This window comes from Methanospirillum sp. (assembly GCF_035406105.1).
GTDB lineage: Archaea > Halobacteriota > Methanomicrobia > Methanomicrobiales > Methanospirillaceae > Methanospirillum.
The window spans coordinates 1-13,242 of record NZ_DAONKG010000047.1 but is presented as its reverse complement, the minus strand read 5'-3'; the positions used below and the strand labels follow the sequence as shown (position 1 = coordinate 13,242).

Below are 13,242 nucleotides of genomic sequence, written 5' to 3'. Positions count from 1 at the left end.
GCCATTCTCTGGGTCCTTGCAGGTCCGGTTGCATCTTCGGCCGCAGTCGTCGCAACCCTGACTGGCACAATACTCTTTCCAATCCTTCTTCCATTCATCCCGACACAGGATTTTTCCATGAAAGGCCTCATCCTTGGAACGATTGTTGCCATACCATTCTCAGTTCTGTTTGGAGCAGACCAAAATCTTCCTCAATGGGTGGCAATTATCAGAATGCTCATACCGCTCCTGATCATACCGCCGGTTGTCGCATATCTGGCCCTCAATTTTACCGGATCGACGCCATTTACCTCACGAACAGGGGTCAGAAAAGAGATCTTTCGATATATCCCGGTACTGACCCTCATGACTGCTATCGGAATAGTTCTTGGAATCCTTCTTGGAATAAGCCGGTTGACAGGAGTGATCTGATGTTTGATTCATATCTGGAAAATACGCTTCGTTTTCATGATGAAAAATGTGTTTCCTGCCTTAGGTGTACCGAAGTCTGCCCTCATGGAGTATTTGTACAAATAGATGACCGAATCATATGTGCTCATTCCACCAGGTGTATGGAATGCGGAGCGTGTGCCCTGAACTGTCCAGCCCAGGCAATTGAAGTTAAAAGCGGCGTTGGATGTGCATGGGCCATGATCAGTGCTGCACGTGCGGGGAGGGATATGGATGAAGGGGAGTGTTGTTGCGGTGGAGAGCGTGGATCCTGTTGTGAGTGATTAGAGTCAGATCCCCCTGTCTCCCAAAATCATGGAAACGCACTCATGGAATTGTGCTTATCTGGGTATAGGTAAAGAGGAGGGTTTTACATATTCTCATAAAACCCGATAAAATCCCGATTTGAAAAAGTATGCAGAAGATCCTCGATCAAGCCTACAAGTTTCGTGCATCTTCATTCATACCCAATCTCCCGCATCGCTTCACGAATTTTATCTGGTTTTAGATTAAACGAGCCTTTCTTTGCGATGATTCGATTGAAAAGATCAAGAATGCGTATGTATCTAATTTTGTCAACATATACATACCCTTCTTCGATTGTCGTTCTAAAGGTACTGATCCGGTACGGGATCTTCAGAAGAGACATGAAATATATATTGGTTACCGCACTAGAAGGAATCGCCTGAAAGAGTATCGCTTATCATAATAGGCAAAAACGGAGGGTAGACCTCCCAATTGAATCACTCCATATTCAGCTCTATAGGTTCCTCTCCATGATCACAGAAATTGTCCTCATCGATATCGCTCCAGAGCGGACATCCCGGGCAGCTGCAATGAAATCCTCTCGGACAGGTATCCGCAAGGGCATCTGCCTGTGCCTGGATCTCCTCGTCTATGAGGGTAACATTCCCTGAGTCGGTGGTGATGACCTTCTTTTCGTCACTTGCAGCCGTGAGCAGGGGATCCTGACACCCGTCCTGTATCGGGCCGGCCAGAACAAAACCGGTTATCATACTTATCAGACAAAAAACCTGAATTATTACCACAATATGTTTTGATTGCATAGGAAACACCTTATTCGAAGATTTTTCGAAACGTTCTCTTCAGGAAACCTCTGAACTGGAAGATATGAACTGCTACCAGAACAGTCATGACCAATCCGGACCAGTCATGAATTTGGGAAATCAGTGCTAACGGAACATCCCGGTGTCGCATACCAAGGGCTGGTATCAGACCTGGCCATTTCAGGAGACCTGTGATTACACAGACAATAGTAGCAATGAAGAGGAGGATGCTGGTTATTCTGACTACTGTTCTCGTTTTTATCATAATAAACCTCCATTACTCAAACGCATCCCCCATTCGCGGGCATCGGTTTCTTGGAGATCCCTGGTGCCTGAACGGTGGATGTCAATGTGAGCGAGTACCTGATGAATATGAATAGGTTGCATGAATCAATATATAAAAAAGGATAATCATACAGGTTCCCCCTTTGAACCACGTGGTTCTATGGGGGGGGGGAGAGAGACAGAATATCATATCATTGTTTCATAAAAATTGAAGTATACCTGCACGAATCAGATCTGATTCTGATTATCCATACTCACATTCACCGGTACATTTCATGACGTTGCCTGACATTGAATCCATACACGGGCTTTCGAGTACGGAAGCTGCTGAACGTCTCAAAACGTTCGGATACAATGAACTCCCCCATGGAAATAAGAATAATATCTGGGATATCCTTCTTGAAATCGCCCGGGAACCAATGTTTCTTCTCCTGGTCGCGAGTGGTCTTATCTACTTTTTCCTAGGTGATCATACCGAAGCGATCATGCTCATGAGTTTTGTTGTGATCATCATCGGGATCACGATCTACCAGGAACAAAAGACAGAACAGGCTCTTGAGGCACTTCGGAATCTCTCCAGTCCCCGGGCCCTTGTGATCCGTGACGGAGAGCAGAGACGCATCGCCGGACGGGACGTCGTACCAGGGGACATACTCATCCTCTCAGAAGGAGATCGGGCTTCAGCAGATGGAATCCTCATATCTTCAAATAATATCACGGTTGATGAATCGCTCCTCACCGGTGAATCGGTCCCGGTACGCAAGATCCCATGGTCAGAAGGAATGACCGAACAGTCCCCGGGCGGGGATGATCAGCCATTCATCTACTCAGGAACCCTCATAGTCGGGGGACAAGGGACTGGCAGAAGTCAGAACCACCGGCGCCATGACAGAGATGGGAAAGATTGGATCAGTACTCATAGAAGTCGGAAAGGAAGATACCAGTTTAAAAAAAGAGATCACCTCGATGGTCAGGACCATAGCCGTCCTTGGGCTGTGTCTGTGTCTTATCGTTGTGCTCATCTATGGAATCGTCAAAGGCGACTGGATATCCGGCGTTCTTGCAGGAATTACACTGGCGATGGCAATTCTCCCGGAAGAGTTTCCGGTGGTACTTACGATATTTCTTGCACTTGGTGCCTGGCGAATCTCGCAAAAAAATGTATTGACCCGTCAGGTACCCGCGATTGAAACACTTGGATCTGCTACGGTCCTCTGCGTTGACAAGACCGGTACCCTCACGCTCAATACGATGACGGTGCAGTTATTCTGTGTACAGGGCAGATTTTGTGAACATGATGGTTCCGGCACACAATCTGTTCCTGATTCCTGTCATGAACTGTCCGAATATGCAATTCTTGCCTGCAAGAAGGATCCTTTTGATCCGATGGAGAAAGCCCTTCTTCAGCTCTCTGAAGGTGATTTTGGGAATACCGAGCATATTCATAAAAACTGGGAGCTTATTACCGAATATCCACTCTCATCTGAACTCATGGCCATGTCAAACGTCTGGCGATCGCCGGATGGATCCCAGCTCATCATCGCAGCGAAGGGAGCTCCGGAAGCCATCGCAGATCTCTGTCATTTTTCTGATAAAGAACGGGAGGATTTGCAGAATCAGATTGATGTCATGGCTTCTTTTGGGCTTCGGATTCTGGGTGTTGCGAAATCCTTATGCAATCTCTCTGATCTTCCCAGTGTTCAGCATGATTTTACATTTACTTTCCTTGGTCTCATCGGATTTGCAGATCCGGTCAGACCGGGGATCGCCAATGCCGTACGTGAATGTTATGCAGCAGGTATCAGGATCATCATGATTACAGGTGATTACCCCCGTACGGCCCAGAACATAGCCGGTCAGATCGGGCTTATGAATGCAACTTCCTGTATTACCGGATCTGAACTTGCACAGATGTCAGACGAGGAACAACGGCGCCGCCTCAGGACAGCAACAATCTTTGCACGGGCAGTTCCAGAGCAGAAACTTCAGATCGTCAATGCCCTCAGAGCTGATCATGAGGTGGTTGCCATGACAGGTGACGGGGTAAATGATGCTCCGGCCTTAAAAGCAGCAGACATCGGGATTGCCATGGGGCGGAGGGGGACTGATGTAGCCCGTGAAGCATCCTCACTCGTGCTTCTTGATGACGACTTTACCTCCATTGTCTCTGCAATCAGGCTGGGACGACGGATTTATGATAACCTCAAAAAAGCGATGGCCTACATCTTCTCAATCCATATCCCTATCGCGGGTATGTCACTTATCCCGGTCATCTTCCAGATGCCGCTTGTTCTGATGCCCATGCATATTGTATTTCTCGAGCTGATCATTGATCCAACCTGTTCCATAGTCTTTGAGGCTGAAAAAGAGGAACCGGATGTGATGACCCGTCCACCCCGCTCACCACATGAACGGCTCTTTACCAAAAAGACCCTCTTTCTCTCCCTCATGCAAGGATTTGTGGTTCTATTCGTTGTTCTCTTGATGTATCTCTATTCAATACGATCCGGTCTTTCTGATGGACAGATACGGACCATGACCTTTACCACGATTGTACTTGCCAATCTGCTCCTTATCCTGACCAACCGATCCTGGTCAGAGACGATTGTATCGACGATCCGGACTCCAAACACGGCGATGCGTTGGGTATTTGTATGGACATTGCTCAGCCTCGGGCTGATCCTGGCGATTCCTGCATTATCCAATCTCTTCAGGTTTGAACTGGTATCTGCCGGAGAGTTCGTCACTTGCATACTGGCTGCAGGGGTAAGCGTCCTCTGGTTTGAAGCATGGAAACTCTGGAACCTGAAAAGTATCAGAAAAGACCGTCAACGTGACTATCAGGTACTGTGATACGAAAAAGGGATTAGTAAAGAGAAATAAAGGGGATCTCTGCAAGCGTTCAGAAGCGATGGTCTTTTTTTATGTCTGTGAAATCCTGACCGGCTGCCACCATCATGCCTCTTTCCGGTTCCATTAGAAAATCCGGTCCTGTCATGAGGGCCGGTCTTTCCTGCAGCAGATACCGGCAGGGTTACCAGCAGAATTCCCTGGACTGCAAGAAACTAATGCCAATAAGGCCAATAATTTTTGTAATCATGATACCTCATGACCGACTGATCGGTGTATATACGCTCATATGGTTGGAGTGAATATATATGGATAAAATGAGACTGGCTATCCCTCTAAACCTCGTGGTTCACAGGGTTTGACGGGAGTATCTGCGATTATGAAGACGGAAAAAGGTATGAATCAGGAACGAACTGATGACCGGACAATCCTGAACAGCGCTGATTCGGAATTCATCGCTGAACTCTCAGAGTATCTTGAAGCGCTGAGTAGTCCAATCCGCCTGCATATCCTCTCCTTCATCGGAACAAAGCCACGAACGGTAAGACAGATCTCACATGAGATAGAGACAAGTTATGAGAATACCAAAAAGCACCTCTCAAAACTGCTTTCACTGGGCATCATTCGAAAAGAGATCGGAGTGTCGGATGAGCCAGCCAATCAGGGCCAGCCTGTTTTTTACTATTCTCTCATTCCCGACGGCCTGAACCATGCAGCACAAAATCTCACCATATTCTCTTCTGTAGCAGCACATACAAGCCCTGATCTCTCACAAAAAGCCAGTTCGATACAGACCGGTCTACAGAATATCGCTTCCCTATCCGGGCCTGCCATTATCATCACACAGGGACAGATGACCGGGAGACGTTTCGAATTAACCGGAGGTACATACCGGATGGGGAGAAGAGAAGAGGGATGGGATGGGATAAATCCTGAACCGGCAATACTTCTCGACGATGAGTACCGCTCGGTCAGCCGGGTCTCAAAACCCCATGCCTGGCTGAAGAAGCAATCCGGGTTCTGGACAATTACCGAAGGGAACAGCAAAGGGGGGACATATGTGAATGGAAAACGTATCGGCCATGAACCTGTTGTTCTCACCGATGGAGACAGAATAGATCTCTCACCCGGCACCCTTGGTGTGAACTTCATCTTTCATTCAGCACCAAAGCCGGCTGGCACACATCCATGAAAACGACCATCCTGCCCGGTGTGAAATCTCGGCATGAGGGGCATGCAATAAAAGACCGGGCCATTCAGATTGCAAATCTCCTGCTCGCTGTTCAGTATATCATCGTGGATCTTCTTTTTATTTCTGTTCCTGTCAGAACAGGCCATGGAGGAGGAAGCGGACAGGGTATCGGGAGTGCCATCGCGATATCGTTTCCTGCATTTACTATCCTGTTCATGCTCTTATTCCTGTTTCATCTCATCGTAATTTTTCAGGCACGTCTTCCGGTCCGCATCAGTTTAGGAGCAGGGATTGGACAGATTATTGCAGGAACGTTGATCCTTGGTCTGCTCATCTTCGTACGGCAGTCCCTGCATATTCTTCAGACAGTGTATCCATCGGCAATCACGCTTTACCCCTCACTCGCGAGTACCCTGATTCTTGGGATATACCAGGTTATCGGACCGCTATGGGAATGGCATCATGCACTCAGTCCGGACATCCGAAATATATCCAAATTCCCTCTTCCCTTGAACCGGTACAGAAATATCAGACAGATTGGAGAAGGAGGTGCGGGCATGATCTGGTATGCAGAACGAGCCGGTGATGGATTACCAGTTGTGGTGAAGGTTCCACGAAAAGATGATGAAATTACCGGGATGTCCTTTATGCAGGAGATCAGTATATGGAAGAACCTTGAGCATAAAAACATTGCACGGCTCTTATCTGCAAATATTCTTCCGGTCCCGTACATCGAGATCGAATACCTTCCCGGATCGGTCGCTGACCTTGATAAACCAGTGTCATGTACAGAGACTATGAGAATCATTACTGGTCTTATATCCGCCCTTTTGTATGCCCATGAGAAAGGTATCATCCACTGTGACATAAAGCCGACCAATATCTTGCTGAGCAGTACAGGGACTCCAAAACTGACCGACTGGGGGCTTGCCAGAACAGGACAGGACCGCTGGTCAGTATCTGGCTTTTCTCCTACCTATGCAGCTCCAGAGCAGCGTCAGACCATTCCAGAATGTAGTGTGTCATCAGATATCTGGCAGATCGGCATAGTATGGGCCGAACTGCTCACCGGCTGTCCCGCAATGCCTGGCGGGGATGAACCGGTGTTTCAGACCGAAAAGGGGCGAAAAATCTATGCAATCCTTACGAAATGTCTTGCGATCCACCCGGAGGAGCGGTACCGGTCAGTGCAGGAACTCTCCGATGATCTCCCTACATGATAAGAATACCCCTTTCTGACAGGGGAATGCATTATCAGACAGTATCAATACTGCTCGAAAGGTATTTTGCTTCTCGTAGCCCGATGATACCTTCTTTCTTCCGATGTCTCCCGGATCATTTCGCACAGGAGATTTTGACACCAAATCCCGTATGAAACCACATAATTTACATTTTGGACGGAGGATTACTTCACAATTGAATGTTCAGCACATACTCATATTTATAAGATCTTCATACCAAACTTCTTCTTCACCTTATTATTCTTCCTGAGAGGTACCATGAGAATAAAAGAATCCATAACCGATTGGTTTGATAATGCAACCATTGGACGGAAGATTACTCTTATCTGCCTTATCCTGGTCATCATTCCGACCCTCATTCTGGGGTTTGTGGCCTACACGAGTGCAGAGTCTGCCATCCATGACAGTATCCTTTTAAACCTGAAGACCCAGAGTCAGGATCTGGAGGAGGCAACAAAGACCGCATATGACCTCACCATGGTTAAGGTCAAGAGCGACCTGAATGTTCTGCATGAAAACTTTTACGCAAAGGGAAAACCCGAGATCATAAACGGGAACCTGATGCTTGGGTCCTCATACAAGGTCAATGATAACTTTGAGATCGTGGATACCGTGCAGAGACTGCTGGGGGGAGCTGCGACAATATTCCAGAAAAAGGGTAACCAGGCCATCCGTATTTCAACGAACGTGATCGGTGAGGATGGGAAACGTGCCATCGGAACGCCGGTATCTGATAAAGTCTATGATGAGGTCATGAATAAGGGCCAGACCTACTATGGAACCGCGAACGTCGTTGGAAAGAAGTACATCACCGCCTACGAACCGATAAAGAATGCGGCAAATGAGATCATTGGTATCCTCTTTGTCGGTGTGGAGGAGGCATCCACAATCGGTATTCTGCAGGACCAGATCAAGAATAAGAAGATAGGCGAGAACGGGTATGTCTATGTCCTTGATAGTTCAGGTACCGCCCTGATTCATCCGACCAGGGAAGGAAAGAATGATTCGGATCTCCCCTTCATCAAGGAGATCATTACTAAAAAGGAAGGAGAACTGGAGTATTCCTGGGAAGGGAAGGATAAGATTGCTGTTTTCAGCTATTTTGAACCCTTTGACTGGATTATTGTCGCAACGGCGGATCACCATGACTTTACCGGCCCGATTGATGCTATCAGGAATACAATCATACTGGTTGTCATTCTTGGAATTGCTGGTGGATTTTTTGTTGCAACCCTCTTTGGAAGATCGCTATCCACTCGGATGGATGAACTGGTCAGTCTTGCCCGGCAGGTCCGTGACGGCAATCTCTCCGGGCGGACCGATGGAACCTTCAAGAAGGATGAGATCGGCATTCTTGGGCAGGCATTTACCGATGTGGTGCTGACATTCCAGAATTTCAGGGATGAGGTGCGGATGCTGAGCGCCGCTGCAGCATCAGGAGACCTGAAAAAGAGAGGGGACATTAGTAAATTCCAGGGTGATTATGCACTCATTATTCAGGGTGTAAACGATACCGTTGATGCTATGGCAGTGCCGCTCAATGAAGCGATGGCCCTGTCCAAACGATACGCATCTGGTGACTTTACCGCACGGATGAATCCGGACCTTGACCTGAAAGGGGACTTCTTAACCTTCAGGGACGCCCTCAATACCATTGGTACTGAGATATCCCAGGCTCTGGAGGCTGTACAGATTCAGATGAAAGAACTGACCCGGCAGATGAATGAAGTGAGTTTGCGGGTTGATGAGGTGAATGCCGAAACCAAGACCGCTCATAAGAGCATCGAGGATGTATCTGAAGGAGTCAGCCAGGTCGCAGCCATCGCAACAGCAGTCAATGACCTTGCTGATAAGAGCGGAATGGCTACCCAGCAGATCCTCGCTGCCATGCAGGATCTTGCAACCACGGTCTCATCGGTGGCGGCAAAGATGGAGCATGTTTCAGCTCTCACCCATATGGCTGCAGAACTCTCAGAGAAGGGCAAGGAAGCAGCCGGACTTGCCGAGAGCGGGATGCACGGGATTATGGCCTCCTCATCCGAGATTGACGAGATGAACCAGCAGATAAGCGGGCAGATGCAGGAGATTAACCGGATTGTGGATATCATCAGTTCTATTGCGGAGGAGACAAACCTGCTTGCCCTGAACGCTGCGATCGAGGCTGCACGGGCCGGTGAGGCCGGCCTTGGGTTTGCGGTTGTTGCGGCTGAAGTCAAGGAACTGGCGAACGAATCCCAGAAGTCGGCAGAGAATATCGCTGCAATTATTTCCGATCTTCAGAAGAAATCCAGTGCCATGGCAAAGGCCGTTCAGAACTCGATGACCGAGGTGAAAAACGGGAATAATGCAGTAAGCGAGACCCTTGCCGTGTTTAATGAGATTGTTGACTCCATATCAACGATAAACTCAAACATGAGTGAAGTTGCTGCTGCCAGCGAGGAGCAGGCAGCATCGGTTGAAGAGGTTACCGCAACCGTGAATGAGTTTAGTGAGATGGTCCAGCAGACGGCAAAGGAATCAGTCGGGCTTGCTGCAGCAAGTGAAGAGTCATCGGCAGCAGTCGGGCAGATTACCCAGATGGTTGCCCAGGTAAATGAATCCATGGATCGGATCAAAGAGACCACAGAACTGGCAGAGCAGGCTGTGGAACGAATTGAAGCCGAGATGGGCCAGTTTACCTATTAATTTTTTCAATTTTTTGTGTTCCAACCTCATATTTTACAGTGGAAATAAAGGGGTTTATGAGAAGGGAATAATCAGGATTTTTCAGCACGGTCATGGATGATGCTGTGTTCTGAATCAACATTTATTCCTAATCAATTATTCTATGTCATTCATAAAAAAATGAATGATACCGTACCATATATCCATATCATTGCCTAAGAAAAAGCAAAACACTTATCATTCACCAAATGCTACGTACCCCTATCACCTGACCTGAAATGTTTCCTGTACATTCTGCAGATAACCGCAGCCCGGCACAAGATCTTTGGATCCTTGTCATTGATGATGAGGATGATGTCAGAGTGGCAACAGCGGAGTACCTCTCATCCATTCATCAGTTCAAAACCGATATGGCCGGATCAGGAACTGAAGCTCTCGCACTTGTTTCTGAGAATCAGTATGACGCAATCGTGTCAGATTACCAGATGGAAGACATGAGCGGGATTGACCTCCTGAAGAGAATCAGGGCACGGGGAGATAATACACCCTTTATCATCTTTACCGGACGGGGCAGGGAAGAAGTCGCCATCGCTGCATTTGAGAACGGAGCAGATGGATATGTCATGAAGGGGGGTGAAATTAAATCACAGTTTGTTGATCTCGCCCAAAAAATTGTCTCCATTGCTCAGCAAAGAAAGATCGAACAATCCCTTCGTGAGATAGAGGATCAGTTCAGGGATATATACATCAACTCGCCGATAGCAATAGAACTCTATGACAAAAATGGCATTCTGATGGATGTCAACCCTGCCTGTTGCGAACTGTTCGGCATTCGTTCTTCTGATGCAGTGCGGGGATTTTCCCTCTTTGATGATCCGAATGTTCCCAAAGAGGAACTTGATGAACTCAAGAAAGGAAAGACCATCCGTTATCGGAGTGTATTCGATTTTGATCTGGTAACCAGACTCCAACTGTATGAGACATCACGAACCGGAAAGATTACCATTGATGTTCAGATAACGCCGATATACCACGGTGATCACGAACTCTCCGGGTACCTTGTCCATGTTATCGACGTCACAGAAGAGGTTATGGCACAGGACAGTCTCATCAACCAGAAACTCTTTCTGGACCGGCTTATTGAGACCATACCAAGCCCGATCTTTTATAAGGACAAAAAGGGCAGATATACCGGCTGTAACCATGCATTTGAGGAGTATATTGGCCGTACGAAAGAGGAGATCATAGGAAAGACGGTCTATGATATCGCTCAAAAGGACCTTGCAGACATCTATTATGCGAAAGATAAGGAACTGCTTGATGGTCCAAAGACTCAGTCTTATGAATCAAGGGTTCAATATGCAGATGGAACCTTACATGATGTCATCTTTAAAAAGGCAACCCTCCTTGATCAGAATGGAGAAATTAAATGAATAATCGGGATAATCATTGATATCACCGAACGGAAGCAGATTGAGGAGGATCTCAAAAAGAAGGAAGCATACATCAGGACCATCCTTGACAACCTCCCGATTGGGGTTGCCGTCAATTCGGTATCTCCCACTGTAGAGTTCACCTACCATAATGCAAATTTCTTGAAATTTTACCGGATACCTGAAAAAGCCCTCGAAGAACCAGATGCCGTGTGGGAATATATCTATGAGGATCCGGAATTTCGAAGCCGTATCAGGGAACGGGTGATTGCTGATTGTGCCAGTGGTGATCCCCGACGGATGCACTGGGATGAGATTCCCATTACCAGAAAAGGAGAGGAGACCACCTACATTAGTGCGATGAACATCCCCATACCCTGGAGTACCCTGATGATCTCAACGGTCTGGGATGTAACCGACCGGAAAAAGGCTGAGGATGAACTCAACCTTGCGGTGAAGCAGATCGTCTCAAAATCCATCGTCCCCCTCGGCATCGTTGATATCTTCAGGGAGATGAGAAAGGATGTCGGAGATATCTCAGTCTTCTCCGAGGAATTTCTCAACGACCTCCTGAAATACAAACACCAGAATGTGGGAGTTGCTGCGATGACCCGGCTGCTGAGTGATCAGATCCGGGCACGAACCCGGAAAAACACAACTGAAGCAAGAAAATTCTCCGAGATGCTTGAGCAGACGATAAACCAGTACTATAACCGAAAGTCACGACCCAGGAGATTTTAAAAGAGCTTGCGCAGATTGCACGAGAGATCCGGGAGGCTCAGCAGAGAGGAGAGGACTTGGGACTACCTGAGGCAGAGCTTGTATCTGGTATGACCATAAGATCCAGCCTCTTTGGTATGATAAACCGGTATGAATCAAGATGACCAAAGAGATATGCCTTATACCGGTGCATATCATCCTCGGTAACGTTATATGACGGATCTCCTCACTCGGCTGCTGGAACATCCACCGGAATCCATCCATAGCCCTCCAGGTAGAATTCTGCCCGGATGTGAGCTCCTGCTGACCCTTCTATCATCTGGTCATCCGCCTGTTGTCTGTGCAGGAATTCAAAGCGACCGGCAGAGAGCCACAAAGTAATAACTCGGGGATCCACAATCTCCAATCCCAGTTTTATAAACATGCTGTGATTTAGCTTTACCGATAGTATCCAGCCATACATGGGGTGCATGACTGAATGGATGAGTATTGACAATATTTGCGTATTCCTATGCGGTGCAATTCGAATACACGTCTTCAAATAATCTTTTTTTTCCAAACCGATTATTCCAATACGTTTTGTTGGGAACTATAAGGAGAATACAAATTTCAGCCTGGAGATAGAAACGGTTCTCGAAAAGTCTCTCTTTGCGAATGTTCGGGATTATCCTCACTCTTTTGATTCCACGATACGGTATTCACTCTCAGGTATCGTAATTTCAAATCGAATCCCCTCCCCGGGTTTTCCCGTCTCCTGAAGAGTCATACCCGTAATTGAGAGGATCTCACGTGCAAGAAAAAGACTGATCCCGCTTGTTCTCACATATTCCCATTTAAAAATCTCTTCCTTTTCATGATACGGTATTCCCGGCCCATCAGACTCAATAATGATAGTGAGAAAACCAGCATTATTCTGACTCCAAAGCCTGATTTTTGATACCACACTCCCATGCCGGGCAATCGTATCCATGAGAGCGAGCAATGCATCTTCAAATAACGGATCTGCGTATATCTCAATCTCAGGTAACTCGATCGTCCGTGTGAGATGAGAGAGATCCAGATGGGAAACCGCACTGAGAAGAACATACACGAAATTCTGCCATCGTGGCTGTTTAATCCCAAGATTCTGATACTTCTCTGCAAATGAGAGTTTTTCCTGAACCGATTGCAAAATACTCTCCTCTCTCTCAAAGTATACCTTCGCCTCATCAAGGGATTCTGATTCTTTTGAAATCTGGATAAAACCAGACAGGTGAAAGAATGCATTTCTGATATCCTGGCCGATAAGAGTATTGAGGAGATTTAGCTTTTTTCTGGCCTGAATAAGGGCACTATCACTTTTTATTAATTCATTGTAATTT

12 protein-coding genes and 2 pseudogenes are annotated in these 13,242 nt (G+C 47.1%); 9 read left to right on the top strand and 5 right to left on the bottom strand.

The window, feature by feature from the left end:
- Together PLA23_RS04480 and hgcB are read left to right on the top strand one after the other, a co-directional pair.
- Nucleotides 1–411, top strand: a pseudogene (locus PLA23_RS04480) (mercury methylation corrinoid protein HgcA); the annotation flags it as partial.
- Nucleotides 411–713 carry a mercury methylation ferredoxin HgcB gene (gene hgcB / locus PLA23_RS04475; protein WP_324329537.1) on the top strand — a complete coding sequence of 101 codons (303 nt, stop codon included), beginning with the start codon at nucleotides 411–413 and terminating at the stop codon, nucleotides 711–713. The pseudogene PLA23_RS04480 and the gene hgcB, both read left to right, overlap by 1 nt.
- A gap of 173 nt (nucleotides 714–886) precedes the next feature.
- On the opposite strand, the gene PLA23_RS04470 is transcribed toward hgcB, so the two are convergent.
- The 3 genes from PLA23_RS04470 to PLA23_RS04460 all read right to left on the bottom strand — a co-directional run bounded on the left by PLA23_RS04470 (nucleotide 887) and on the right by PLA23_RS04460 (nucleotide 1,761).
- Nucleotides 887–1,078, bottom strand: a complete 192-nt coding sequence (locus PLA23_RS04470) for a hypothetical protein (protein ID WP_324329791.1) — start codon at nucleotides 1,076–1,078, stop codon at nucleotides 887–889.
- 94 nt (nucleotides 1,079–1,172) lie between these two features.
- The gene (locus PLA23_RS04465; RefSeq protein WP_324474170.1) at nucleotides 1,173–1,496 is read right to left on the bottom strand and encodes a hypothetical protein; all 324 of its coding nucleotides are present in this window, start codon (nucleotides 1,494–1,496) and stop codon (nucleotides 1,173–1,175) included.
- A 10-nt stretch (nucleotides 1,497–1,506) separates the two neighbouring features.
- Nucleotides 1,507–1,761 carry a DUF4405 domain-containing protein gene (locus tag PLA23_RS04460; protein ID WP_324329787.1) on the bottom strand — a complete coding sequence of 85 codons (255 nt, stop codon included), beginning with the start codon at nucleotides 1,759–1,761 and terminating at the stop codon, nucleotides 1,507–1,509.
- Between the two features lie 295 nt (nucleotides 1,762–2,056).
- On the opposite strand from PLA23_RS04460, the pseudogene PLA23_RS04455 reads away from it, so the two are divergent.
- The 7 genes and pseudogenes from PLA23_RS04455 to PLA23_RS04425 all read left to right on the top strand — a co-directional run.
- Nucleotides 2,057–2,590: pseudogene (locus PLA23_RS04455) on the top strand (P-type ATPase actuator domain-containing protein); the annotation flags it as partial.
- Nucleotides 2,591–2,747: 157 nt separating this feature from the next.
- On the top strand, nucleotides 2,748–4,634 hold the full coding sequence (locus PLA23_RS04450; protein WP_502883592.1) for a cation-translocating P-type ATPase: 1,887 nt from the start codon (nucleotides 2,748–2,750) through the stop codon (nucleotides 4,632–4,634).
- 376 nt (nucleotides 4,635–5,010) lie between these two features.
- Nucleotides 5,011–5,823 (top strand): FHA domain-containing protein, encoded by an 813-nt coding sequence (locus tag PLA23_RS04445; RefSeq protein WP_324474168.1) that lies wholly within the window; start codon nucleotides 5,011–5,013, stop codon nucleotides 5,821–5,823.
- On the top strand, nucleotides 5,820–7,043 hold the full coding sequence (locus PLA23_RS04440; protein ID WP_324329782.1) for a serine/threonine-protein kinase: 1,224 nt from the start codon (nucleotides 5,820–5,822) through the stop codon (nucleotides 7,041–7,043). Before PLA23_RS04445 ends, PLA23_RS04440 begins: the two co-directional genes overlap by 4 nt.
- A 279-nt stretch (nucleotides 7,044–7,322) precedes the next feature.
- A complete protein-coding gene (locus tag PLA23_RS04435; protein WP_324329780.1) occupies nucleotides 7,323–9,749 on the top strand; it encodes a methyl-accepting chemotaxis protein in 2,427 nt (808 codons plus the stop codon).
- 257 nt (nucleotides 9,750–10,006) lie between these two features.
- On the top strand, nucleotides 10,007–11,161 hold the full coding sequence (locus PLA23_RS04430) for a PAS domain-containing response regulator (protein ID WP_324329778.1): 1,155 nt from the start codon (nucleotides 10,007–10,009) through the stop codon (nucleotides 11,159–11,161).
- A gap of 210 nt (nucleotides 11,162–11,371) precedes the next feature.
- A complete protein-coding gene (locus PLA23_RS04425; RefSeq protein ID WP_324474166.1) occupies nucleotides 11,372–11,902 on the top strand; it encodes a type I restriction enzyme endonuclease domain-containing protein in 531 nt (176 codons plus the stop codon).
- A gap of 205 nt (nucleotides 11,903–12,107) precedes the next feature.
- Here PLA23_RS04425 and PLA23_RS04420 read toward each other — a convergent pair whose 3' ends face one another.
- Together PLA23_RS04420 and PLA23_RS04415 are read right to left on the bottom strand one after the other, a co-directional pair.
- Nucleotides 12,108–12,278, bottom strand: a complete 171-nt coding sequence (locus PLA23_RS04420; RefSeq protein ID WP_324474164.1) for a transglutaminase-like domain-containing protein — start codon at nucleotides 12,276–12,278, stop codon at nucleotides 12,108–12,110.
- A 273-nt stretch (nucleotides 12,279–12,551) separates the two neighbouring features.
- A partial coding sequence (locus tag PLA23_RS04415; protein WP_324474162.1) for an ATP-binding protein occupies nucleotides 12,552–13,242 on the bottom strand: 691 nt, incomplete at its 5' end.